Annotated in this window: 22 protein-coding genes; 7 read left to right on the forward strand and 15 right to left on the reverse strand. The window is 67.7% G+C overall.

All coding sequences use genetic code 11. The annotated features are described in order from the left end of the window. Nucleotides 1–54: 54 nt before the first annotated feature. Nucleotides 55–783: an acetoacetyl-CoA reductase gene (gene phbB / locus L6Q21_RS13715; RefSeq protein WP_237831337.1), complete on the reverse strand. Its 729-nt coding sequence runs from the start codon at nucleotides 781–783 to the stop codon at nucleotides 55–57. Between the two features lie 160 nt (nucleotides 784–943). Between phbB and L6Q21_RS13720 the strand changes: the two genes are divergently transcribed. The 5 genes from L6Q21_RS13720 to fabI are packed head-to-tail and all read left to right on the forward strand — an operon-like array spanning nucleotide 944 to nucleotide 6,795. Further along, on the forward strand, nucleotides 944–1,609 hold the full coding sequence (locus L6Q21_RS13720) for a TetR/AcrR family transcriptional regulator (protein WP_237831338.1): 666 nt from the start codon (nucleotides 944–946) through the stop codon (nucleotides 1,607–1,609). Between the two features lie 48 nt (nucleotides 1,610–1,657). After that, nucleotides 1,658–3,412: a PHA/PHB synthase family protein gene (locus L6Q21_RS13725; RefSeq protein WP_237831339.1), complete on the forward strand. Its 1,755-nt coding sequence runs from the start codon at nucleotides 1,658–1,660 to the stop codon at nucleotides 3,410–3,412. A 4-nt stretch (nucleotides 3,413–3,416) separates the two neighbouring features. Then, on the forward strand, nucleotides 3,417–4,835 hold the full coding sequence (locus L6Q21_RS13730; RefSeq protein ID WP_237831472.1) for a bifunctional enoyl-CoA hydratase/phosphate acetyltransferase: 1,419 nt from the start codon (nucleotides 3,417–3,419) through the stop codon (nucleotides 4,833–4,835). Then, the gene (locus L6Q21_RS13735) at nucleotides 4,832–6,025 is read left to right on the forward strand and encodes an acetate/propionate family kinase (protein ID WP_237831340.1); all 1,194 of its coding nucleotides are present in this window, start codon (nucleotides 4,832–4,834) and stop codon (nucleotides 6,023–6,025) included. The genes L6Q21_RS13730 and L6Q21_RS13735 overlap by 4 nt, the downstream gene beginning before the upstream one ends. After that, on the forward strand, nucleotides 6,022–6,795 hold the full coding sequence (gene fabI, locus L6Q21_RS13740) for an enoyl-ACP reductase FabI (RefSeq protein WP_237831341.1): 774 nt from the start codon (nucleotides 6,022–6,024) through the stop codon (nucleotides 6,793–6,795). The genes L6Q21_RS13735 and fabI overlap by 4 nt, the downstream gene beginning before the upstream one ends. A gap of 55 nt (nucleotides 6,796–6,850) precedes the next feature. Here the strand turns inward: fabI and L6Q21_RS13745 are convergent, their stop codons facing one another. The 3 genes from L6Q21_RS13745 to L6Q21_RS13755 all read right to left on the reverse strand — a co-directional run bounded on the left by L6Q21_RS13745 (nucleotide 6,851) and on the right by L6Q21_RS13755 (nucleotide 10,815). Beyond that, nucleotides 6,851–8,227, reverse strand: a complete 1,377-nt coding sequence (locus L6Q21_RS13745) for a DUF1254 domain-containing protein (RefSeq protein WP_237831342.1) — start codon at nucleotides 8,225–8,227, stop codon at nucleotides 6,851–6,853. A gap of 36 nt (nucleotides 8,228–8,263) precedes the next feature. Continuing rightward, nucleotides 8,264–9,697: a DUF1254 domain-containing protein gene (locus tag L6Q21_RS13750; protein ID WP_237831343.1), complete on the reverse strand. Its 1,434-nt coding sequence runs from the start codon at nucleotides 9,695–9,697 to the stop codon at nucleotides 8,264–8,266. A 221-nt stretch (nucleotides 9,698–9,918) separates the two neighbouring features. After that, nucleotides 9,919–10,815, reverse strand: a complete 897-nt coding sequence (locus L6Q21_RS13755) for an AraC family transcriptional regulator (protein ID WP_237831344.1) — start codon at nucleotides 10,813–10,815, stop codon at nucleotides 9,919–9,921. A gap of 148 nt (nucleotides 10,816–10,963) precedes the next feature. Here L6Q21_RS13755 and L6Q21_RS13760 point away from each other — a divergent pair, with 148 nt between their 5' ends. Beyond that, complete coding sequence (locus L6Q21_RS13760; protein WP_237831345.1) at nucleotides 10,964–11,689, forward strand: SDR family oxidoreductase; 726 nt, start codon at nucleotides 10,964–10,966, stop codon at nucleotides 11,687–11,689. Nucleotides 11,690–11,767: 78 nt separating this feature from the next. On the opposite strand, the gene L6Q21_RS13765 is transcribed toward L6Q21_RS13760, so the two are convergent. Both L6Q21_RS13765 and L6Q21_RS13770 read right to left on the reverse strand, forming a co-directional pair. After that, on the reverse strand, nucleotides 11,768–11,998 hold the full coding sequence (locus L6Q21_RS13765; protein ID WP_237831346.1) for a hypothetical protein: 231 nt from the start codon (nucleotides 11,996–11,998) through the stop codon (nucleotides 11,768–11,770). A gap of 231 nt (nucleotides 11,999–12,229) precedes the next feature. Then, nucleotides 12,230–12,625, reverse strand: a complete 396-nt coding sequence (locus L6Q21_RS13770) for a MerC domain-containing protein (RefSeq protein ID WP_237831347.1) — start codon at nucleotides 12,623–12,625, stop codon at nucleotides 12,230–12,232. A gap of 84 nt (nucleotides 12,626–12,709) precedes the next feature. Between L6Q21_RS13770 and zigA the strand changes: the two genes are divergently transcribed. Continuing rightward, entirely contained in the window at nucleotides 12,710–13,933 is a 1,224-nt protein-coding gene (gene zigA / locus L6Q21_RS13775; protein WP_237831348.1) for a zinc metallochaperone GTPase ZigA, read from the forward strand. A 44-nt stretch (nucleotides 13,934–13,977) separates the two neighbouring features. Here zigA and L6Q21_RS13780 read toward each other — a convergent pair whose 3' ends face one another. The 9 genes from L6Q21_RS13780 to L6Q21_RS13820 form a co-directional block, all read right to left on the reverse strand. Then, the gene (locus L6Q21_RS13780) at nucleotides 13,978–14,475 is read right to left on the reverse strand and encodes a DUF3299 domain-containing protein (RefSeq protein ID WP_237831349.1); all 498 of its coding nucleotides are present in this window, start codon (nucleotides 14,473–14,475) and stop codon (nucleotides 13,978–13,980) included. Further along, nucleotides 14,472–15,773 carry an ABC transporter permease gene (locus L6Q21_RS13785; RefSeq protein ID WP_237831350.1) on the reverse strand — a complete coding sequence of 434 codons (1,302 nt, stop codon included), beginning with the start codon at nucleotides 15,771–15,773 and terminating at the stop codon, nucleotides 14,472–14,474. The genes L6Q21_RS13780 and L6Q21_RS13785 overlap by 4 nt, the downstream gene beginning before the upstream one ends. Continuing rightward, nucleotides 15,770–16,429: an ABC transporter ATP-binding protein gene (locus L6Q21_RS13790; protein ID WP_237831351.1), complete on the reverse strand. Its 660-nt coding sequence runs from the start codon at nucleotides 16,427–16,429 to the stop codon at nucleotides 15,770–15,772. Before L6Q21_RS13790 ends, L6Q21_RS13785 begins: the two co-directional genes overlap by 4 nt. A gap of 1 nt (nucleotide 16,430) precedes the next feature. After that, on the reverse strand, nucleotides 16,431–16,736 hold the full coding sequence (locus tag L6Q21_RS13795; RefSeq protein WP_237831352.1) for a hypothetical protein: 306 nt from the start codon (nucleotides 16,734–16,736) through the stop codon (nucleotides 16,431–16,433). Between the two features lie 55 nt (nucleotides 16,737–16,791). Next, nucleotides 16,792–17,505, reverse strand: coding sequence for an ABC transporter ATP-binding protein (locus L6Q21_RS13800; protein ID WP_237831353.1), 714 nt, complete (start codon nucleotides 17,503–17,505; stop codon nucleotides 16,792–16,794). An 11-nt stretch (nucleotides 17,506–17,516) separates the two neighbouring features. Next, nucleotides 17,517–18,911: a DUF3526 domain-containing protein gene (locus tag L6Q21_RS13805; RefSeq protein ID WP_237831354.1), complete on the reverse strand. Its 1,395-nt coding sequence runs from the start codon at nucleotides 18,909–18,911 to the stop codon at nucleotides 17,517–17,519. Next, entirely contained in the window at nucleotides 18,908–20,341 is a 1,434-nt protein-coding gene (locus tag L6Q21_RS13810; RefSeq protein WP_237831355.1) for a DUF3526 domain-containing protein, read from the reverse strand. Before L6Q21_RS13810 ends, L6Q21_RS13805 begins: the two co-directional genes overlap by 4 nt. Beyond that, entirely contained in the window at nucleotides 20,341–22,449 is a 2,109-nt protein-coding gene (locus tag L6Q21_RS13815; RefSeq protein ID WP_237831356.1) for a TonB-dependent siderophore receptor, read from the reverse strand. The genes L6Q21_RS13810 and L6Q21_RS13815 overlap by 1 nt, the downstream gene beginning before the upstream one ends. 192 nt (nucleotides 22,450–22,641) lie before the next feature. Then, nucleotides 22,642–23,973, reverse strand: a complete 1,332-nt coding sequence (locus L6Q21_RS13820; RefSeq protein ID WP_237831357.1) for a sensor histidine kinase — start codon at nucleotides 23,971–23,973, stop codon at nucleotides 22,642–22,644. Nucleotides 23,974–23,980 lie beyond the last annotated feature (7 nt).

The raw sequence follows: 23,980 nt of genomic DNA on the forward strand, positions 1-23,980 counted from the left end.
CATTGGTCATTTCTCAAACCTTTCAGATTAAGACCCTTGGCGAATTCCGAACCCTTAGCCGTTGGCGATATACTGGCCGCCGTTGATGGTCAGCACCGCGCCCGTGCAGAAGGCTGCCTTCGGGGAGGCCAGCCATGAAACCGCCTGGGCGATTTCCTCCGGGTCGCCCAGCCGCCCGACCGGGATGGTGGCAATGATCTTCGCCCGCACATCCTCGGGCACGCCGGCCACCATGTCGGTGTCCACATAGCCCGGGCACACCGCGTTCACCGTGATCCCCCGCGCCGCATTCTCCTGCGCCAATGCCTTGGTGAAGCCGATCACCCCGGCCTTCGCCGCCGAATAATTGGCCTGCCCCGCCTGCCCCTTCTGCCCGTTGATGGAGGAGATGTTGACGATGCGTCCGAACCGCCGCTCGCGCATGCCCTCGATGATGGGGCGGGTCATCGCGAACATGGAATCGAGATTGGTGGAAAGCACGGCGCGCCACTGCTCCCAGTTCATCCTGTGGAACATCGTGTCGCGGGTGATGCCGGCGTTGTTCACCAATATGGAAACCGGCCCCAGCTCGGCCTCCACCCGGGCGATGCCCTCCTTCGAGGCCGCCACGTCCGAAACATCCCATTTATAGACGGCTATTCCGCTCCCGGCGCCGAACGCCGCCGCCGCTGCGTCGTTGCCGTGATAGACCGCCGCCACCCGATGCCCGTCGAGCTTCAGAGCCCGGGCGATGGCGGAACCGATTCCGCGCGTGCCCCCCGTCACCAAGGCAATTCCCGTCATCTCGCACGTGCCTTCCATATCGTCCCATATCGCCCGCGAATCCGGGCAAACCGTCGATGGACACTATATATGTAAACTTTACAGTTTAATTATTGCGATAGATCAAAGACGGGTTCAAGTGAGGCAGGGCATATTTTCCAGCGCCAGACAGGACAGATGCATGACGTCCGCATATCCGACGACACAGAATCCCCAGGCGGTCCGCTCATCCAGGGGCGGCAGGCCGACCCGCGAAGCCGCGACCGAGCTCGGAACGCACATCCTGGACGTCGCCCTGCGGCACTTCTTCCGCCATGGCTTCGAAAGCGCCAACATGGACGCCATCGCCGCCGATGCCGGAGTCAGCAAGCGCACCCTCTATCAGCGCTACGACTCGAAGAAAGGGCTGCTGCTGGCCGTGCGCGAACGCGAGCGGGGCTACTATCTCCCCATCGTCGACACACCCCTGCCCGAAGGCAGCGTCAGGGATCGCCTCCTGATCCTGGCGCTGACGATCCTGGATGCCTTGCTGACCCCCAGGGTCCGGGCTTTCATGAAACTGAGGGAGGAGATCGAACGGCTGATGCCGGACTTCGACGACGGAACCTCCGAGATGGTGATGGCCCATTGGACCGGCGCCTTCCGGTCCATCCTCGCCTCGGGCACGGCCTGCCCGCCGGAGCGGCTGGATGCGACGGCCGCTTTTCTGTTCGATACCCTCGTCACCCTCCCGCATGTCCGAATCGAAACCCGGCGAGTGGTGCGGGATGCGCCGGAAGCGCGGCTGGCCGAGATCGAGCGCCTGCTCGACCTGATCGCCGACGGCATGCCGTTTCTTAAACAATGAAGAACTATGTCGGGTGAGCGCCCGAAGTTCGATCGTGGAGCCTGAGCGATGAGCAGCGATATGCAGCAAGCGACCGACCCTCTCGACGGCGTCGCCGAAACCCTGGACCGGGCGGCGGCGGCGGCCGTCGCCTCAGTGACCCGCGGCCTCTCCCCCATCACCTTCTTTCTGGCCGCGACCGACTGGGCGGTGCATCTCGGCCGCGCGCCCGGCAAGCAGATGCAACTGGGCGCCAAGGTGGCGCGCAAATATATGCGCCTCGGCGACTATATGGCGCGATACGCGCAAGACCCCGATGCCCAGCCCGCGATCGAGCCGCTGCCGCAGGACCGGCGCTTTTCCGATCCGGCCTGGAAGCAGCCGCCCTACAACTTCATCGCCCAGTCCTTCCTGCTGAACCAGCAATGGTGGCATGCCGCGACCACCGGCGTCGGCGGCGTCAGCCGCCACCATGAGGAGATCATGGAGTTCACCACGCGGCAGATGCTCGACCTGTTCGCGCCCACCAATTTCCTCGCCACCAATCCGGTGCTGCAGAGGAAAATCGGCGAAACCGGCGGCAAATGCCTGGTGGACGGCTTCAACCATCTGGTGGACGACATGCAGCGCCAGTTCCGCGGGCAGCCGCCCGTCGGCGCGGAGCAATTCCAGGTGGGCGAGACGGTCGCCACCGCGAAGGGCAAGGTCGTCTGGCGCAACCGGCTGATGGAGCTGATCCAATATGCGCCGACGACCGACAAGGTCCGCCCCGAGCCGGTTCTGATCGTGCCGGCCTGGATCATGAAATATTATATCCTCGACCTGTCGCCGGAAAACTCCCTCGTCCGCTGGCTGACGGGCGAGGGCTACACCGTGTTCATGATCTCCTGGCACAACCCCGATAGCCGGGACCGCGACCTCGATCTCGACAGTTACCGCAGGCTGGGGCCGCTGGCGGCTCTCGACGCCATCACCGCCATCACCGGCGCCGGCAAGGTGCATGCGGCCGGCTACTGCCTGGGCGGCACGCTGCTGGCGATCGCCGCCGCCGCGATGGCGCGCGACGGCGACGAGCGGCTGGCCAGCGTCACCCTGCTGGCCGCGCAGACGGAATTCAGCGAGCCGGGCGAGCTCGGCCTCTTCATCGACGAGGCGCAGCTCCACATGCTGGACAATATGATGTGGAGCAAAGGCTATCTCGACAGCCACCAGATGGGCGGCGCCTTCCAGATCCTGCGCTCCAACGACCTCCTCTGGTCGCACATGCTCGAAACCTATCTGATGGGCGAGCGGGAGCCGATGAGCGACCTGATGGCCTGGAACGCCGACGGCACGCGCATGCCCTATGCGATGCACAGCGAATATCTGAACCGGCTGTTCCTCAACGACGATCTCGCCGAGGGCAAGTTCAAGGTGGACGGCCGCACCGTCGATCTGGCGGCGGTCCGCTCGCCTGTCTTCGCGGTGGGAACCGAGCGCGACCATGTCGCCCCCTGGACCTCGGTGCACAAGATCCATCTGCTGACCGGGGCGGAAATCCGCTTCGTGCTGACGAGCGGCGGCCACAACGCCGGGATCGTTTCCGAACCCGGCCACCGCAACCGGCGCTACCGGGTGCTGACGCGCGAGATGGACGGGCAGTCCCTCGACCCCACCGAATGGCTGGAGCGCGCGGAAAAGAAGGAAGGCTCCTGGTGGATCGAATGGGGCCGCTGGCTGGACGAGCGCTCGGGCAAGCCCGTCCCGCCGCCGCAGCTCGGCGCGCCCGACAAGGGCCTTCCGCCGCTCGCCGACGCCCCCGGCCGCTATGTCCTGGAGAAATGAGCGCATGACCGACAGCCCGATGATCGAGAACCGCACGTTCGACGAAATCGCCGTGGGCGACAGCGCCAGCCTCGTGCGCACCCTGTCGAAGAAGGACATCCAGCTGTTCGCGCTCGTCTCCGGCGACGTGAACCCGGCGCATCTCGACGCGGAATATGCCGAAGGCGACAGTTTCCGCCGGGTCATCGCCCATGGCATGTGGGGCGGCGGGCTGATCTCCGCCGTGCTCGGCACCGAGCTGCCGGGGCCCGGGACCATCTATCTCGGCCAGTCGCTGCGCTTCGAGCGGCCGGTGGGCATCGGCGACGTGATCACCGCTTCCGTCACGGTGAAGGAAAAGCAGGCGGCGAAGCACCGGCTGCTGATGGATTGCCGCTGCACCAACCAGCGTGGCGAGACGGTGATCTCCGGCGAGGCGGAAGTGAAGGCCCCGACGGAAAAGGTCCGCCGCCCGCGGGTGTCGCTGCCCGAGATCCGCCTGTCGGACCATGACGGCTACACCCGGCTGATGGAGGCCGCCCGCGGCGGCCGCGCGCGGACGGCGGTGGCCCACCCCTGCTCGCCGGCGGCGCTTGCGGCGGCAGTGGAAGCGGCCGAGGCCGGGCTGATCGAGCCGCTGCTGGTCGGCCCGGAAGCCCGAATCCGGCAGGCGGCGGCGGAGGCCGGCAAGGATATCTCCGCTTTCACCATCGTGCCCAGCCTGCACAGCCATGAATCCGCCGCCAGGGCCGTGGAGCTGGTCCGCTCGGGCGAGGCGGCGCTGCTGATGAAGGGCTCGCTCCACACCGACGAGCTGATGGGGGCGGTGGTCTCCAGGGAGGCCGGGCTCCGCACCGAGCGCCGCATCAGCCACGCCTATGTGATGGACGTGCCGGGGCATCCGGAGCCGCTCATCATCACCGACGCCGCCATCAACATCGCCCCGACGCTGGCGGAAAAGGCCGACATCATCCGCAACGCCATCGACCTCGCGCATGTGCTGGGCCGGCCGCAGCCGAAGGTCGCCATCCTGTCCGCCGTGGAGACGGTGAACCCCGCGATGCCGACGACGCTGGACGCGGCCGCGCTCTGCAAGATGGCGGACCGGGGGCAGATCGGCGGCGCGCTGCTGGACGGGCCGCTCGCCTTCGACAATGCCGTGAGCGAGGCCGCCGCCAAGGAAAAGGGCATCGTCTCCCCGGTCGCCGGCAAGGCCGACATATTGGTGGTGCCCGATCTCGAGGCCGGGAACATGCTGGCGAAGCAATTGACCTTCCTGGGCGGCGCCGACGCCGCCGGCGTGGTGCTGGGCGCGCGCGTGCCGATCATCCTCACCAGCCGGGCCGACAGCCTGCGCACGCGCCTCGCCTCCTGCGCGGTCGCCGTGCTGCTGGCGCGCGCCGCCACCAAGGCCGCCCCCGGCCTGCCGGAGGGAAGCCGGTGACGCAGGCCGTCGTCAGCCTCAACTCCGGCTCCTCCAGCATCAAATTCGCCCTTTTCACGCTGGAGGAGCCGGGCAACCCCCGGCTTTCGGCCGGCGGCAAAATCGAGCGGATCGGAATCGCCCCCAGCCTCGCGATCCGCAGCATCGCCGGGGAAACGCTGCACGCGCATATTTGGGCCGATGGCGCCGGCCTCAGCCATGCGGAGCTGCTGGAATATCTCTTCGCCTGGGCGCGCGGGCATCTGGATGGGCATGAGATCGTGGCGATCGGCCACCGGGTCGTCCATGGCGGCACGGAATTCGCTGCCCCCTGCCGGCTGGACGAGGCGATCCTCGCGAAGCTGGAGAAGCTCTGCCCGCTTGCCCCGCTGCACCAGCCGCACAATCTGGCGGCGATCCGCGCCATCGCCCGCCTTGCCCCGGGGCTGCCGCAGATCGCCTGCTTCGACACCGCCTTCCACCACGACAAGCCGGAAATCGCCGCGCGCTTCGCCCTGCCCCGCGCGCTGCACGCGCAGGGAATCCGCCGCTACGGCTTTCACGGCCTTTCCTATGAATTCCTCATCCGCCGCCTGGCCGAACTGGACCCGGTGCTGGCGAGCGGCAAGATCATCGCCGCGCATCTCGGCAATGGCGCCAGCCTCTGCGCCATCGCGGACGGGCGGAGCGTCGACACCACCATGGGCTTCACCGCGCTCGACGGGCTGATGATGGGCACGCGCTCGGGCGCGCTCGACCCCGGAGTCGTGCTGCATCTGCAGACGCAGCTCGGCATGCGCGCGGCCGAAGTGGAAGAGCTTCTCTATCGCCAGTCCGGCCTGCTTGGCGTCTCGGGCATTTCCAGCGACATGCGCACGCTTTCCGAAAGCGGCCGGCCCGAGGCGGAAGAAGCGATCGAGCTTTTCGCCTGGCGCGCCGCGCGCGAGGCCGCCGCGCTTGCCGCCTCGCTCGGCGGGCTGGACGGGATGCTGTTCACCGCCGGCATCGGCGAGAATCACGCCGATGTCCGCGCCCGGATCTGCCGCCGGCTGCAATGGCTGGGGGTGGAGCTGGATGCGGAGGCCAACGCCCGCAACGCCACGGTGATCAGCGATGCCGAAAGCCGGGTTCGCGTGCTCGTCATCCCCACCGACGAGGAGCGGATGATCGCCTTGCACACGCTGGGCGTATTGCAGGGAGGAAGCGCTTGACCCCCATCGTCGATCTGCGCGGCAAGCGCGGCCTCGTCGTCGGCATCGCCAACGAGGAGAGCATAGCGGCCGGATGCGCCGAAGCCTTCGCGCAAGCCGGCGCCCGGCTGGCCGCGACCTATCTGAACGAGAAGAGCAAGGGCTGGGTGCTGCCGGTCGCCGAACGCCTGGGGGTCGAATGGACGGCGCCGCTCGACGTTCGGGTGCCGGGCGAGCTGGAATCCCTGTTCGCGCAAGTCGAGCGGCGCTGGGGCGGGCTGGATTTCCTGCTGCATTCCATTGCCTTCGCCCCGCGCGAGGATCTGCACGGACGGGTGGTGGACTGCTCGGCGCAAGGGTTCGCCATGGCGATGGACGTCTCCTGCCACAGCTTCCTGCGGATGGCGAAGCTGGCGGAGCCGCTGATGGCCGATTCCGGCTGCCTGCTGTGCGTGACCTTCTACGGCTCGGAGCGGGTGGTCGAGCATTATAATCTGATGGGGCCGGTGAAGGCGGCGCTGGAAAGCGCGGCGCGCTACGCCGCCGCCGAACTGGGGCCGAAGGGCATCAGGGTGCACGCCATTTCGCCGGGGCCGATCGCCACCCGCGCGGCCAGCGGCATCGCCCGTTTCGACGAGCTGCTGGAACGCGCCGCCGCGCAGGTGCCGATACCGGAACGGATCGACATTGCCGATGTCGGCGCCCTCGCCGCCTTCCTCGCCAGCCCGGCCGGGCGCCGAATCACCGGCACCGTCATACCCGTCGACGGCGGCCAGCACCTGCTGGCCTGATCGGCATCACGCCCTTACCGCTGCCCCTTGCCTGTGTGGCGCCATGGGCGGCGGATCATTGCAGCGGCTCGGGGGCGGGAAGTTTCCAGCGCCCCTCGATCGCGTCCTCGTTCGGGCCGTAGAGCCGGGCCACCAGCGTGTAAGGCGCGGCCGGCGCCGGAATCCAGTTCGCCCGCTTGTCGGCCCCCGGCTCCTGGTGGCCGATGTAGAGCGTCAGCGATCCATCCGCTCCCTGGACGAGGCCCGGGGTTTCGCTGCCGATCGAATAGCGCTTCTCGGGGTTGGCGTAGAGCAGCCGGTCCGGCAGGGTGTAGAGCGTCATCGACCAGAAATAGGCGGCCGGCGGCAATTGCCCGGCCGGGAAGTGCAGCCGCACCAGTCGCGTTCCATCGCCCGTGAAACCGCCATACCAGGCCTCCGTCAGCGAATTGCCGTAGATGCCGATCCGGGCGCCCACCGTGCGCTTCATATAATCGTTGCCCAACTCGTCGCGGGTGCCGAAAAGCCCGTTCGACGATTTGGCCGCCTTCACCGCCGTGGCGATTTCCGCCTTCGCATCGGCCACGCCGGCGTCGATCGCGGCGCGGACCGCCGGGTCCAGCGTCCTGGGCGGCCAGGGCTGCCCGGGCGCGATCCCGATCCGCGCAAACCGCTTCAACAGAGCCGTTTCCGAGCCGACCGGCGGCTGCGCGAAGGCGAGAAGCATGTTCAGATAGGCGAAGCTTTCCGCACCGCTGGCCCGCGCCGGATCGAATGGCGGGAAAAGGGGAGCCGGCGCCGGGGCGGGCGCCTTGCCGCCGAGAAATGCGCTGAGGGGCTCCAGCCGATACCCCGCCTGCACGGCGTGGACGTTGGAAAGATCGTTCGCCCCCTTCAGCTGCGTGCGGCCGAGGATGCCGACGATGTCGCTCTCGCTGCGCAGCACCTGGCGGATGCCCGCAGGCGTCCCGCCCTTCCATTTCGGCCCGGCGATCAGGAAGTTGCCGGCGCCATTGCCGGTCGCCCGCGTGCCGACATAGGCGAAATTGTGGGTGAACAGGTCGATCAGCTGCATCACATAATAGCGATCCTCCTCCACCTCCGGAACGCTCAGCACCATCGGTTCGGCCCTGAGGTCCAGCCAGGCCCAGGAATAGGGCGTGTCGTTGTTGGGGGTGACGATGTCCTTGTTGTCCGGCGTGAAGACCTCGGCATAGTGGCGGAACCTGTTGAAACCGCCGACATATTCCGCTGCCTTCGGATCCACCGCCTGCTTGTACCAGGTGCCGTAGCTCTGCACCGGGGCGGCCGCATAGATGAAGGCTTCGCGGGCGATCGCCCGCGCCTCGTCCGGCGACACCGCCTCGGGCGCGGCGCGGGCGGCCGTCATGGCGAAGCCCGCCAGCGCGGCCAGGCCCAGCAGAAGCGCTGCGCGCGATCTGAAAATGCCCATGGTCAAACCTCTCCTGCTTGCGCCGCCGATGCCGGCTCAGTCGATGCGTTCGACGGCAGGCGGAGTCCAGCTGCCGTCCGTGATCGCGACCTTCGGCCAGTAAGCGCGGATATAGAGGGAGAAGGCGCCTTTTTCCGGGGCCGGAAGCCAGTTGTCGCGCGCGGCGCCGGCCGGGGGCCTGGACTGCACGAGGATGGTGAGCGAGCCGTCCGCATTCAGCTGCAATGTGCGGTTCTTGGTGCCCAGCGAGTAGCGGTTCAACTCGTTGGGGACGAAGAAATGCGTGCTGTCGTAAAGGGTGATCGACCAGAAGCCGTCCACGGGCGGAGTCTGGCCCCTGGCGAAGGTGATCCGATAGGCCCTGGCGCCATCGAGCCGCTGCCCGCTGGAATCGAGGTCCTGGTAGAAATATTTTGTCTCGTTGGGGGCGTTCACGAAGATGTTGGATTTGGCCACCGCGGTGCGGGTGTAATAGTCCGTGCCGAAGCGGGCGTTGTTGCCCGTCGTCGTCCAGTGATGCGAGAGAGGCAGGCCATAGTTGCGGAACTGGAACAGCGGCTCGACCAGTTCCCGCTCGGCCTTCACGGCGGCCTCGTCCATCGCCTTGCGGATCGCGGGATCCCGCCGGCCGGCTTCGATCACGCTATATACCTGCGCGAAGCGGGCCTCCTCGCCCGGCAGCGGCCCTATGTCAGCCAGCGCGGCCGGCAGCGCGTCGAAGAAGCTTTCGGGCTTCACCCATTGCACCTCGCCGCTCGAACGGGTGTCGGGGGGAAGCTTCGGAATGGCGCTCCAGTCCACCAGCTTCATCGTGCCGTCATAGTCCGCCAGCGGATAGACGGTGATCTGGCGCAGCACGGCCTGCACGGCGCTGCGGTCTTCGGCGGTGTCGTCCAGGAACACCCGCGGGATCAGATAGGCCGTGTTCCCCGGCGAGCGGAAGACGTCGGCGATGCCGGGGGGCACTTCGCCTTTCCAGTCAGGCCCCACGATCAGGTAGAAGCCGGGCCGCGTGCCATACATCTTCCCCAGGCCGCCGATGCTGTCGGTGCGAAGGTCGACGAGTTGATACACCCAGAAGCGGTCCCCGAAATCCGGCACCTGGACGACGATCGGGGTCTGGTCCAGCCCCAGCATTCCCGCGCCATAGACCACATCCTGATTGGGGCAGGCGACCGAACGCTGCTCGGGGGCGATATAGTCCGTCAGCATGCCGATCTGGTTGAGAGGGGCCACCGGCGCCGCGCCGCGCAATATGGTCTGCGGCACCTTCGCCGCCTGCTGCCGTCGATTGTACATGTTCACCAGCGGCCAGGCCCAGAAATAGGCGTCCCTGGCGACCAGTTCGGCATAGGAGGCCGTGATACGGGTGCCGGGCACGGGCCCAGTCGCCATCGCTCCGGCCCATCCGCGGGACGGCTGCACGAGTTCGACCTGCGCCGCCGGTGTCAGTTCGACATGCTGTTCCATGAAAGCCCCCTGGGTCTGGAAAGATGCGGCCGCCGGCAATCGCCCAGCGTGAAATCCTGTTCCATGCCCATTGCCAATATGCGCTTCCCATGGCGCCAAAAGAACCGCCGGAGCATTCATCCGCAACTTTCGAAGACCGTGGGACCAGCCGCCGGGAACTGGAACGGCCGCGTGGGAGAGCGGATCAGGCCGTTCCGGCGCCGGGTGGCGCCGGCGCGCGCTCAGACCGTTTCGACGAAATCTTCCGTCTGCTGCAGCCGCTCGATGTCCCGACGCGGCGGGGCTCCGAAAAGGCGGCGATACTCGCGGCTGAACTGCGACTGGCTTTCATAGCCGACCGCAAATCCGGCGGCGCCGGCGGTCGTGCCTTCCGCCAACATCAGCCGCCGGGCCTCCTGCAGCCGGAGCTGCTTCTGATATTCGAGCGGGGTCATGCGCGTGATCGCCTTGAAATGCGCGTGAAGCGACGACGCGCTCATGCCGGCGGCCTCGGCGATGTCGTCGATCCGCAACTGTTCGTGGAAGCTCCGCCGGATGGTGGCGATGGCCCGGCTGATCTGGCCGAGACGATTGTCCGCCGCCGACATCTGCCGGAGCAACGGCCCATGCGGCCCGTGCAGCAGGCGATACAATATCTCGCGCTGCACCAGCGGCGCCAGCGCGGCGATGGCCTGCGGCCTGTCGAGCAGCTCGAGCAGACGGCAGGCCGCATCCACCAGATCGGGTTCGACCGGATAGACGGCGAGCACCGGCAGATCGCTCTTCGGGGCCGACATGCCTTCGGCGATCATCAGATCGGCGAGCGCCGCCATGTCGAGATCGATCTTGCAGCAGAGATAGGGCGCGTCCGGGCTGGCCTCGATCACATGCCCGACCAGCGGCAGGTCGACCGAAACCAGAAGATAGCGCGACGCATCATAGACGACGGTCTGCTCGCCCAGCGACACGCGCTTCGCCCCTTGGGCGATGAGGCAAATCGAGGCTTCGTAAACCGATGGGACAGGGACGGTCGGCCGATCGGCGCGGATGACGGACAATCCGGGCATGGCTGTGCCGCACATGCCCGATGGCGGGGCGTGGCGCAGGATCGAAGCGGCGAGATCGGTGATTCTTCTCATGCCGGCACGATCCCCGACATGGCGGACGCCCGCAAGGGCGTTGCGCGAAATCTGGAGGATAAGGCAAGGATTGCGGCCGATCGGTCTAACGCGCCGCCCCGGCTTTCCGGCAATGACCGCTGATCGCCTTCAACGGAAAGGAACGACCATGAGCGGACTGAACGGCAAGACGATCCTCATCACCGGCGCGTCGAGCGGAATCGGGGAAGCCAGCGTGCGCGAGCTTGCGGCGGCAGGCGCCCGGCTTTTCATCGGCGCGCGCCGCATCGAGCGGCTTGAGGCGCTGGCCGAAGAACTGGGGGAGCGGGTCGCCTGGAGGCAGCTCGACGTGACCGATGCCGAAAGCTTCGGCGCCTTCGCCGATGCGGCGGAAGCGAAGTTCGGGCGGATCGACGCGCTGGTGAACAATGCGGGCATCATGCCGCTGTCGCCGCTCGCCGCCCTGAAGCGGGACGAATGGACCTGGATGATCGACGTCAACATCCATGGCGTGCTGAACGGCATTGCCGCGGTGCTGCCGCGTTTCGTCGCCCGGGGCGGCGGGCATGTGGTGAATGTCGCCTCGATCGGCGCGCATGTCGTGCTGCCGACGGCGGCGGTCTATTGCGCCACCAAATATGCGGTGTGGGCGATCACCGACGGCCTGCGGCAGGAGCATGATGACATCCGCGCGACCGTGATCTCGCCCGGCGTGGTCGCGACCGAGCTGGGGCATGACATCAGCGACCCGCAAGTGGCCGAGGCGCTGAAGGACTGGCGGCGGAAATCGCTGACCCCGGACGCCATCGCCCGCGCGATCCGCTACGCGCTGGAGCAGCCGGACGGCGTGGACGTGAACGAAGTGATCGTCCGCCCCACCGCCGCGAACATGTAGAGCCGAGGGCTTCGCCGACGCCGGCCTTCGGAGCGCCGTGCCCGAAAGCCGGCGTTGCGCGACAGCATTCCCGCATGTCTACAGGGTGGCATATATCCTGCCGCCGTCTTGTTCGGTCTCGGCGGTCGTCCGGCAGCTCTCACAGGTTCCTATCAGCTCCAGATGCGGCCGCTGGAGATCGAAGCCGGCTTCCCTGCACAACCGGCCGAATGCCTGGCCCAGATCGGCTGCGGGATGCTGGCTGCCACCGCCGCAATTCTCGCATATCAGCACCAGAACCGGTCCCGGATCTTCCGGGTCGCGCAGCATCCATCCGTTCGCGGAAACGATCTGAAGCGCTGCCCCCGAGCGGGCCATCCGCTGCAGCGCCCGGTAAACGGAATTCGGGAAACAGCGCCTTCCGGACAGGTCGGTCAGCCGGGCGGCGATTTCATATATGCTAAGCGGCCCGGGCGACTGCGACAGCAGCCAGCAAATCCGTGCGTCGAGCCGCCTGCCCGCCGCCAGCCTCCGATATTGCGCCCTCATCTCCACGACGCATTAGTGGGCATGCCTGCGGCCGTTCCCGAGGCCGCGCCAGTTCAGAACATGCCCGACGGAAAGGAGGACGGAGCCGAGAACCGTGACCACGGTCTCCTCGATTTCGGAGGAGGTCAGAAAGACTCCGGCCACGAGCAGAAGCAGGCCGGCCGATGCGATCAACCCCGGGGCGGCGCGATGGTGCCGCCGGTGACCGAGGCCGAGCGCGAGCAGGCTGGTGGGCACGGCAAAGGCAAGCGCCCACAGATGGAAGGATTCGGGAATCGTCAGGAAGACGGCCAGGGTCGGGACCAGAAGCAGGACGAGCGGAAGCAGCAGGCAATGCGCGAGGCAAAGCGCCGAGGCGCTGATCGCCAGACTGTCGAACAGACGTTGACGCATGGGAACTGCCGTCATCTCCTTCCGGTCGGTTGCCGCTGGACAGAAGCGGCCGATGGATTTAATTGTATGTTATAACATCACACATATCAAGGTGGTTTCATGCTTTCACTGGATCATCGCCTTCCGGTCACCGTGCTGTCCGGCTTTCTGGGGGCGGGCAAGACCACGCTCCTCAACCATATATTGGCCAATCGCGAGGGGCGGCGCGTGGCCGTCATCGTGAACGACATGTCCGAGATCAATATCGACGCGGAGCTGGTGCGCGGTGGAGAGGCCGCGCTTTCGCGCAGCGAGGAAACGCTGGTGGAGATGACCAACGGCTGCATCTGCTGCACCCTCAGGGACGATCTGCTGAAAGAGGTGCGCGCCCTCGCCGAAGCGGGACGCTTCGACTATCTGGTGATCGAGAGCACCGGCATCTCCGAACCCCTGCCGGTCGCCGCCACCTTCTCCTTCCGGGACGAGGCCGGCGTGTCCCTCGACGATGTCGCCCGGCTCGACACCATGGTGACCGTCGTCGACGCCCTGAACCTGATGGCGGATTACACCAGCGAGGATTTCCTGGCGGATCGCGGGGAATCGCTTGGAGAGGAGGACGACCGGCAGCTCGTGAGCCTGCTGGTGGAGCAGATCGAGTTCGCGGATGTGATCGTCGTCAACAAGGCGGGCGACGTCAGCCCCGAGCAGCTCGCGCGCGTGCGGCAGCTTGTCGCCTCGCTGAACGCCGATGCCCGGATCGTCACCGCGGACCAGGCCCGCGTGCCGCTGGACGAAGTGCTGGCGACGGGGCGGTTCGACGCGGAGGAAGCGGAAAACCACCCGCTCTGGGCGAAGGAGCTCTACGGATTCGCCAGCCATCGCCCGGAGACGGAGGAATATGGAATCGAGAGTTTCGTCTACCGGGCCCGGCGCCCCTTCGACCCCGCCCGCTTCCATCGCTTCCTGACCGAGGGCGGCCTTGCCCATGTGCTGCGCGCGAAGGGGCATTTCTGGCTCGCCACGCGGCCCGACTTCGTGGCGGAACTCGCCGTGGCCGGGCGGCAGACCAATGTCTCGCGGATGGGGCGCTGGTGGGCCGCCGTGCCCCGCAACCGCTGGCCCGCCGACGACCGCTTCGAACTGCATGTGCGCCAGCATTGGGACCAGGTGTGGGGCGACCGGCGGCAGGAGCTGGTGCTGATCGGAATCGGCATGGACGAGGAAAGCCTGCGCCGTCGGCTCGACGCCTGCCTCGTGCCGGCGGACGCCCTCACCCCCGACGCCTGGAGCGGGCTGGCCGACCCCTTCCCGAGCTGGGATGAGCCGCAGCCGGCAGAAGCCTGATCGTCCGCGCCCGGTCAGGCCGGCTCCGGTCAGGCCGGCCCCCTTCAGGCTGGCTTCGCGTCGGTGAAGCGATAGAAGATGCCCTGCTCGTCTTCCCCGTGCAGCGACAACAGGCCCTCGACGGTGACGACATCGTTGCTGACCGGCACGGGGGTCGCGGACCGCACCTCGATGAACTGCATGGGCGCCGGGTTCAGGTGGAACGGACAGTCCGGCGGATAGGCGAGCAGGACGAAATGCGTCTGCCTCGCGCCATTCTGCAGCGGCAGCATATAGCCGCTCACCTTGATCCGCTTGCCCGCCAGCGCCTTGATGCCCGGCGGGAAGATCGGCTTCGAGCGGATCAGGCCCTCCTTGTCCAGCCGGGTGGTTTCCTTGGTGGATTCCAGCACCGCCCAGGAAACACCGCCCTTGGGCGTGGGGGCGGCCGTCCAGACGCTTTCGCTGGGCTTCAACGCCGGGCCCGGCTGGATGGCGGCGGCCGGCACGCCGGCCAGAAGGGCGGCGCAAACCGCCACGGCGAAAGGGCGTTTTCGGTTCATTGGACCTCGGCAAGTGTGCGGGCGATATCCGTTCGATAGACCTGAAGGGCCGGAATCAGGGCAGCGAGCAGCCCCAGCCCCAGCGCCCCGAGCAGGATCAGAAGCTCCGCGGGATCGAAGTGCAGCGCCGACACGCCAAGCTCCCGCAGTTCCGGGAAGATGGCCGCGGCGACGCCGACGACGGCGTGGCCCAGCAGCAATCCCAGAATGGCGCCGGCGGCCGCCAGCAACAGCCCTTCCAGCAGGACCTGGCCGAAGACCTGCCCGCGCGAGGCGCCGATCACCCTCAGAAGGGCCATGTCGCCCTGGCGCTTCTGCAGCGAGCCGTAGAGCGCCACGAAGATGGAAAGCGCGGCCGTCAGCATCTGCAGCAGCGCCAGAACGCGCATCGTGTCCAGGCCGATCCCCACGAGAGAAAGGATTCGGGCCAGTTCGACCGCGGGCACGGCGGCCTGGAGATCCGTTTGCCGGTTGATGAAGCCCGGAAGCTGCACCGCGCCCAGAGCCGAGCGGTAGCGGACGAGGATGGCCGTAACCTCGGGCTTCAGCTCCGCCTGCCGGCCGGAATCCATCGCCGCCGGTGCGGGCCGGGCCTCATGATCGTGATCGTGATCGTGATGGTGGCCGTGGGTCTCCTCAGCGGATGGCGCATGCTCATGGCCATCCTCATGCTCCTCATGGTGGATTCCATGGACGTTCCAGACGCTTTCCACCGGCGTCAGGATCAGCCGGTCGACCACCGTGCCGGTGGGCTTCAGCCGGCCGACGACGGTGAAGGGCGTGTCCTCATGGCTGTGGCCGCCTTCGCCGAGGCCGTGGCTGCCCGTGAACCGCTGCCCGAGCGCGGCATGGGTGCCGGCCGCGACGGCGCTGCCGATCACCGCCTCCATGGGCCGGTCGAACAGGCGCCCGTCCGCCAGCTCCGCGCCGTAAAGGTCGAGATAGCCGGCCTCCGTTCCGACGATGCGGAAGCCGCGGAAGTTGTCGCCCAGGGCCAGCGGGATCGCCTGGCCCACCGTCGGCTGCCGGCGCAGCAGGTCGAGCGTCTCCAACGGGATGTTGCCGGTCGGCGCGTCGATATGGAAGACGCCCGACAGGATCAGCTGCATCGGCGAGCCCTTGGCGCCCACCACCAGATCGATCCCCTGCGCGTCGCGGTCGAGCCGGCTTTCCAGCTGGCTGGCGAATATCCGCAGCAGCACCAGCGTGGCGACGCCGAGCGTCAGCAGCAGGATATTCAGCAGCGTGGCCAGCTTCCGGTCCCGGAGATAGGCCAGCGTCAGGGCGAAGATGCTCATGCGCGCGCCGCCAGTTCCAGCCTGTGCGCGAAACGGCCGCGAACGCGCTCGTCATGCGTGGCGACCAGCAGCGTCGCGCCGGTGGCGGCGGCGGAATCGAAAAGCAGATCCAGCATCCGGCCGGTATTCGCGTCGTCCAGGGCGGAGGTGGGCTCGTCGGCGATCACCAGCGCCGGGCGCGCCACCAGCGCCCGCGCAATGGCGGCGCGCTGGCCTTCGCCCTGGCTCAGCTCGCGCGGGCGGCCATGGGCGCGGTGCGACAGGCCGACGCGCCCGATCAGCCGGTCGACATCCGCCTCGTCCCGAAGCCTCCGGCCGATCGTCTGCGCCAGAAGCAGATTCTGCCGCACGGTCAGGGCGGAGACCAGCCGCAGCGTCTGGAACACCAGGCCGATGCGGCGCCGGCGCAGATCGTCCTTTTCCAGGGCAGAGACCCCCGTCATCCGCTCGCCGGCGACCCGCACCTCGCCGCCGGTCGGCGCGACGAGACCGCAGACGATGTTGATGAGGCTGGTCTTGCCGGAGCCGGACGGGCCGAGAAGCAGCGCATGCTCCCCCGGCCGCAGAGCCCAATGCTCGATTTCAACGATGGTCCGGCCGCCGATCGCATGGTGCACGGCCTTCAGTTCCAGCAGCGGTTCATCCTGCAAAGCCATGTCAAAGCCGGCCGGATGTGGGGTCCGACCTCTCCGCCTGAAGGGGGGGAAGGGGCTCCGGCGAACTCGGCTCCCTGACTTGAGCGACGCCCGGAAAACGGCTCAGAAAAGCCTGACGCGCTCTCTGCATGGTCGCGAGGCGCTCGGCTTCGGCCTGCGCCTCGGAAACCGGGGCGGATTCATAGTCTGCATCATAGCCCCATCCCCCCATGAAGCCGTGCATGTCGCAGGCGAAGGCGGAGGAATGCCCGGACAGCAGGGCGAAAGCGACCAGGGAGAGGGGCCGGATGACGGGCTTCCAGATCATCCTGATATGTTATTCTGTTACGCCTTCATCCGCAATAGCGCGATCCTGTTCCCGGTCAGCCGTCGACCCGCCCCATTTCCTCGAGATAGAGGTTTTCCAGTTCCGTCGCGGTGATGTCGGCGGCAGCCAGCATGCGGCGGAGCTTTCCCTGCCGCATCAGGCCTATGCGCGTTCCCACTTCGCGGGCGCGGAACAGATCGTGGGTCACCATCAGCACCGCCGCCCCGGAATCGCGCTGGCGAACGATCAGGTCGTGGAATTCCGCCGAAGCCTGCGGATCCAGCCCGGACGTCGGCTCGTCCAGCAGCAGCGCGCGCGCTTCCTTGGCGATGGCGAGCGCCAGGCCGACTTTCTGCCGCATGCCCTTCGAATAGCCGGAGGCGCGCCGGTCCATCGCCTGCTCCGGCAGCCCGGCCTGCGACAGACAGCGGCGCAGAAAGGCGGGGGAGCGATCTTCCAGGCCCGAAAGGGCGACGAAATAGGCCAGATTCTCGCAGCCCGACAATTCGCCGAACAGCGCGATCTGTTCCGGCACATAAAGGAGCTTGCGCTTGCTGCCGACCGGATCGCGGCGCACGTCGACTCCGTCGACCCGGGCTTCGCCCGAGGTCGGCTCCAGAAAGCCGAGGAACAGGTTGATCGTCGTCGTCTTGCCCGCGCCATTGGCGCCGAGCAGGCAGACGATCTCGCCCGGATCGACCCGCAGGTCGAGCGTATCGAGCGCGCGGTGCGCTCCGAAATCCTTGGTCAGCGAGACGGCTTCGAGCATCGGGGAGGTCCTCAAAGAAGCTTCGCCGCGCCTTGCCGCAGGCGAAGCGCCGCCGGCGCCAGCACCAGCGCGGTGAACAGAAGCAAGGCGAGAATGTCGCGCAGCAGAGGCCCGCTGCGCGGCGGCTCGACGAATTCGAAGCGCAGCAGGGGCCGGTCATAGTCGGCAAGCGTCATGAGCCGGTCCTTGTCCATCCAGTCGAAGGCCAGTTTCCGCGCTTCGGCGGCGAAGTCCCGCGCCTGCCGCTGGAAGGCGGTGGCGCGGCCGGCGTCCGTCCCGGCGACCCGGTCGAGCGCGTCCTGCGCGATCACGGCCGGAGACAGGAAGCGCAGCCGGTCCTCCAGCGCGCGGTGCCGGGCCCAGCCTTCGGCATAGGCCCTATGGATGGGGCCCAGCCGCGCGTCGCGCTGAAGCGCCTCGCCCCGGCTGTGCCAGAGCGAGGCCGGATAGGCGCGGCCGGACTCGGCGGTCGCCGCCTGGCGCGCCGCGCTCCGGTTCGCTTCCCGCACCTCCAGCCCGGCGACGCGGACGGCGTTCGTATAGGCCATGGCCGAGGGTGGCGGGGCGGCAAGCTCCGCCACGGCCACCGCCACCGCCGGCAGCAGCAGGACGATCGCCAGCCAGGCCGTGCCGCCGGCGAGAGCGGCGGTGGTCGATACCCGCACGAGGAGATTGATGAGAATGGCGAGCGCGATCCAGAAGGCGCCATAGGCCAGAATGACCATGGCGAGGACGGCGATGTCGCGCATATGCTGTCCGCCGGCGGCGAGCAGCCAGCCGCAGGCGATCAGCATCGCCCCCAGCAGTATCGAGCCGCCGCGCACCAGCGCCCGCGTCAGGATCAGTTTCGCGGGGCGCACGGGCTGGGCGAGCTGGAACCGGGCGCTGCCATTCTCCACGTCGCGCGCCCAGAAATCATAGGTCGCGGCAAGCAGCAGCAACGGCATCAGCACGACGATCACGAAGGCCAGGTCGAACCGGCCCGCCGCGAGCACGGCGGGGCTTTCAAGCCCTGTCGCATGCGAATCGAACATCGCCCAGGGGTCGGCGAACGGCGCCACATTCGCTGCCGCCGGATAGCCTTCCGCCTGCCCGGCCGACAGCGCCGCGAGCGGCGCATTGGGCAGCCCGGCGCGGAAGGGAAGCGCGCTCGCGTAGATCAGGCCGAAATTGGGCTTCTCGCCCTTTGCCACCATCGCCGCGAATTCGTCGCGCCGCTTCCCCATGATTTCATCGGCCTTGGCCACGGCTTCCTGCACGGCAAGCTGGCGCTGCTCCGCCCAGCGGGCGCCGGTCAGCGCCGCATAGCCCGCGGCGATCAGGAACAGGATCAGCATCGCCCGCATCACCGGATCGCGCCAGGCCCGCACCAGTTCGAGGCGCGCGATGGAGGTTCCCCAGCTCATGCGCCGGCCCTTCCCAGGCGGCGCGCGGCGGCGAAGGCCAGCAGGACGGAAAGGCCGGCCCAGGCCAACAGGATGGCGAGGTCGGCCCAGTGGCGCGCCAATGCCTCTTGCGCCCACACGGGTTCGGCCACGAACCGCATGTCGCCGGTGATCGCCGCGACATCGGCCATATAGGGCCCCTCGATGTCTCTCGGGCGATGGATGATGGCGCGGTTGAGCTTCTGCACCAGTTCGAAGCGGAAGCGGTCCGCCTGTTCGAGAAAGCGGCGGTGCGCCTGCTGGTCGGTCTGCGCCATCGCCGCCGACCAGGGCCGCATGGCCTGCGCGGGGGACAGCAGGGAAAAGCGGCGCTGGATCGCCGCCTGCCGGTCGTAGCCGTCGTAAAGCGCGGCGAAGTGGCGGCGGTAGATGTCGGTCGACAGCGCCTCGCCGTGCAGTAGCGCGACGCCGTTGAAGTCGACCGGCAGGTCTTCGAGGCGGGTGACGCCATAGCGGCGCATGGTGTCCTGCCGCAGCCGTTCCAGCCGCGCGTCGCGCGGGTCATGGCCGCTCGGCCCCTCCATCACCTCGCGGGTGACCGCCGCCTCGAACGCCGGGCCGGAAAGCGTCGGCGCCCGCGCTTCCGCGAACGTCGGCGCGATCCGCGGCACGAACAGCGTCGCCATGGCCCAGAAGGCCAGCATCGCCACCAGCGAGGTTCGCGCCGAGGAGAAGGTGGCGGAAGCCGCGAGCGTCAGGGCCGCGAAGCTGAGCAGATAGAGGGCGTAGCCCAGCCCCATCCAGAGCAGCGGCACGATCTGGCCAGCCGCGCCGCCCGCAAGCCACAGGGCGCCAATTCCCGCCAGAGTTGCGGCCAGCAACAGCAGCAGGAGCATCGCGCCCACCCCCAGAAGGCGCCCGGCCATCAGCTTGCCCGGGGCGATGCCGGTTGCCAGCTCCTGCCGGAGCAGCCCGCGCGCGCGTTCCCCGGAGAAGGTCGCGAAGGCGGACAGGATGATGAGCAGCGGCACCAGCACCTGCAGCATCGTCGCCGGGCTGAGGCCGCCGAACCGGTCGAGAGAGGTGCCGCCGTCGATCGCCCGGTGGCGCGCCGGATTGTTCGCATGCGCCTCCAGCTTTAGCGAGGTGCCGAGCTGGGGGAGCAGCCCGGGGTCCATGACGGCCAGCGGCGACAGCGGCTTGAAGAGATAGCGGCCGAAATGCGCCGCGCCATGCGGATTGGCCGCCCCCTGCATCGCCCAGACCCGCGCTTCCTCCGCCTGCGCCGCCTGCCGCTCCGCTTCCTGCGCCGTCTGCAGCGCGGCCCCGGTCATGGCCGCGGTGCACAGCAGCAGCAACAGCGCCAGCCCCAGCAGCATCAGTCGGCGGTCGCGGACAAGCAGCCGCCATTGCAGGCCGGCGACGACGGGAACGGCGCCACCCGCGCGCATCAGTAGCTGGCCCTCAGCGTCAGCAGGACGTTCCGCGGCTCGCCATAGAAGTTATAGGTGTTGATCGAGCCGACGCGCTGGTAATAAACCTTGTCGAACAGGTTGTTGACGCTGACGAAGGCGCGCAGCCCGTCGCTGAAGCGCCACCCGAGCTGGCCGCCGGCCACGGCGAACGGGCCTTGCTCCCGAAGGTTCGCCACGCCCGCGCCGATCACACTGCTTTGCCCGTTCAGGCTGACGGAGGCGAAGCCGCCGCCCAGCGCGGCCGGCTCGTAGCGGGCATAGAATTTATACTGGTGGCGCGGGGTGAAGATGTCGAACACCGCGCCGGTCTGCGCCGCCGTTCCCACTTCATATTCGGTTTTCGTGTTGGTGTAGCTGGCGGTGAGGTCGAGCCCATCCATCGGCGAGCCGCTGACTTCGGCCTCGAACCCCTCGATACGGACGACGCCGGCCGGCACGAAGAAGCCGGGGGCGGCGGTGTCGGCGAGCGCGCGGTTCTTGTCCTTGCTGCGGAAAACCGCGGCGCTGGCGTTCAGCTTGCCGTCGAGGAAGCGCCCCTTCAGCCCCACCTCATATTGCGCCCCCACGCGCGGCTCCAGCACGCTGCCGTCGCTGCGTTGCGCGGTCTGCGGATTGAAGATGTCCGAATAGCTTCCATAGAGCGTCGCATTGCCGGCGAGGTGCACAACCGCGCCGATGCTTGGCGTGAACACGCCGCGCTCCCGCGCGGTCACCCGGAAATCGCTTGGAACGGACGGGGGAATGCCCCGGCTCTTGTTGGTGTAGTCGCTGAAGCGGCCGCCGGCGACGATCGTCAGCCGCTCGATCGGCCGCAGCCGGAGCTGCGCGTGCACGCCGCTCTGCCGCAGGTCGGTCTCGCTGCCGGAGGTGTATTGCACCGGCGGCAGGGGAATCGCGTCCGGATTGAAGATGGAGAATCGGCCCACGGAGGTCTGCGTCCGGGCGAGGAAGGATGTCGTCCGCTTGTCGAAGCTGTAGCCGACGGTCAGCTGCTGCTCGCGCCCGAACAGGGTGAAGGGGCCGGTGGCATAGGCGTCCAACGCCGTCTTGCCATTCTCCCCCTTGCTGCGCCGGTTCACATATTCCGCCGTCAGCGTCAGCGGATCGACGCCGGTGCCGGGGCGGATGAAGGCATCCTCCCAGGCGCGCGGAATGTCCCGGTGCAGCGCGCGCACGGTGAGCGACCAGTCGCCGAGCCGCTGCTGCACCTCGGCGGCATATTCGATGGTGGTTTCGGTGAACAGGTTCCAGTTCGGCAGATGCTGGAAATCGCGGGGGAAGTTCAGGAACCGCTGGTCGGTGAAGGCCGGCTGCCCGCTCATCGGCGTCTGGGCTTCGGTGTCCTGATAGCTGAACGACCCGCCGATGCTGGTCGTGGGTGTGAGATCGAAGTCGACCGCCGCATAGGAGGTGAGCTTGCGCGTGTGGGACTTCGCCTGGAAGAAGTTCCGATCGTGCAGCGCCCCCACGACGCGGGCCCGCAGGCGCCCGTCCCGGTCGATGGGGCCGCCGATATCGAATTCGCCGCGGTAGTTGTTCCACGAACCGCCGGAAAGCGCGCCGGAGATGGCGAACCGCTCCTGCCCCCGCTTGCGGATGAGGTTGATCGTGCCGCCCGGAGAGCCCGATCCGCGGAACAGGCCGGTCGGCCCGCGCTGGACCTCGATCCGCTCGTAGATGACGAGGTCGAATTCCGGCACGCCGGAGGAGAAGGTGGACGGCACACCGTCATAGGCGAAATCGAGAACGAAGCCGCGCGAGCGGAAATCCGGGTTGGTGCCGTCGAACGGCATCACCGTGACGCCCGCGACCGTCTGCACCGCTTCTCCGATGGTGAAGAGGTTGCGATCCTCTATCTGCTCCCGGGTCACCACGCTGACGGATTGCGGAACCTCCAGCAGCGGAACCGGGCTTTTCCCCGCGACGGAAGCCCTTTCGGGGGCATATCCGTCGTCCGCCGCGACTCCTGTCACGACGATATCGGAAAGACGGCGCTTGTCTTCCTGATCGCCGGCAAAGGCCGGAGCGGTGAAGAAGGGCAGCCCAAGCGCCAATGCCGCGCGAAGCGGCGAACGGATATCCACGATTCCCCCGATGATAATGTAACGGTATAACATACCATTATCGAAGCAATGTTCCTGAAGCAAGTCCTGGATTTGCAAGTCTAGCGAGCTGGGGTGAATTGCCCGCTGCCTTGGTCGCGGGCGCGCCCGAGAATCCGGCGCGCCGGCTTTCGAAGCCGGCTTCGATCGCGGAGCTTCTCAGGCCGGTTCCGATCAGGCCGGGCTCACGCGGCTGAACCACACCTCCACGGCAAATCCGGGATGGCCGGATATCCGCAGGCTGGCCTCGTGCAGATCCACGATCGCGGAGACAAGGGTGAGGCCAAGACCCGTTCCCGGCCGCGTGCGGCTGTCGTCCGCGCGGTAGAAGCGTTTCGTGAGATTCGGCACTTCCGCTTCGCCCACGCCCGGCCCGTCGTCCTTCACCAGCAGCCGCACGCCGTCCGCCGCAGAGGAAAGGGCGATTTCGACGCTCGTCCCCGCGGGCGTGTGCTGAAGCCCATTGTCGATCAGATTGGCCAGCAACTGGTTCAGCATCGCGGCATCGCCCACGACGATATGCGGGCCAGCCGACCTGTGGAGCAGCAGATGCCCGCTCTGCTCCGCGGCAGGCTGATAGGCCTCGATCGCCCGTTCGACCAGAAGCGACAGATCCACCGGCACCATGTCCTGGTGCACGTCGCCGGCCTGCAGGCGGGCGATGCGCAGCATGGTGTTGAACAGCGACAGCAGTTCGTCCGCTTCTTCGATCGCGCTTTCGATCCGGGCCGCCTGCGCATCTGAGGCGGGATGCAGTTCCTCCAGCCGGTTCCGGAGGCGCGTGAGCGGCATGCGCAGGTCATGCGCGACATCGGTCGACACCTGCCGCATCGCCGCCATCGTCGCTTCCAGCCGGTCGAGCATGGCATTGAGGTTGCGGGTCAGATCGTCGAACTCCTGGCCGAAGCCGATGGCCGGAAGCCGCTCCGACAGATTGCCGTCGATGATGCGGCCGGTGGTGGCGTTCACGAGCTTTAGACGGCGCAGGAAAAGCAGCCCGGCGAGCAGGCCGGCGACGACCGCAAGCAGCATGAGGGCGAGGCTGCCCCAGATCGCGATCTTGTGGAGACCGGCGCGCAGGTCGTCGAGAGGGTAGCTCTCCCGCCCGACCGCCATGAAGGAGCCGTCGGCCATGCGCTCCGTCAGCACCAGCATCCTCACCTCGGCCTTGCGGCCGATGGAGGACACATCGGACGAAGGCGCCTCGACGATGCCGAAGCCGTCGAAGCGGGTCGCGTCCTCGGGCAGGCCACTGTTGAAGCGCGGCCCGACAGGGGGAATGACGAGATAGCGATAGCGGCTGACGCTGTCCGTGCGCACATGCTCGGTGAGGATGTTCACCAGCGCCGCGCTTCCCTCGAGCTGGGCATCGGCCCGCATGATCGCCATCTGGTGATACAAGGCGCTGTGCAGTTCCTCTTCGGCGAAGCGCGCGACTCCGAAATCGAGCATCACCAGCATGGTCGCCGCCCCGACTCCGAAGATGGAGGCGAAAACCGCCGCCATGCGGAAG

Source organism: Sandaracinobacteroides sayramensis, assembly GCF_022014495.1.
Classification (GTDB): domain Bacteria; phylum Pseudomonadota; class Alphaproteobacteria; order Sphingomonadales; family Sphingomonadaceae; genus Sandaracinobacteroides; species Sandaracinobacteroides sayramense.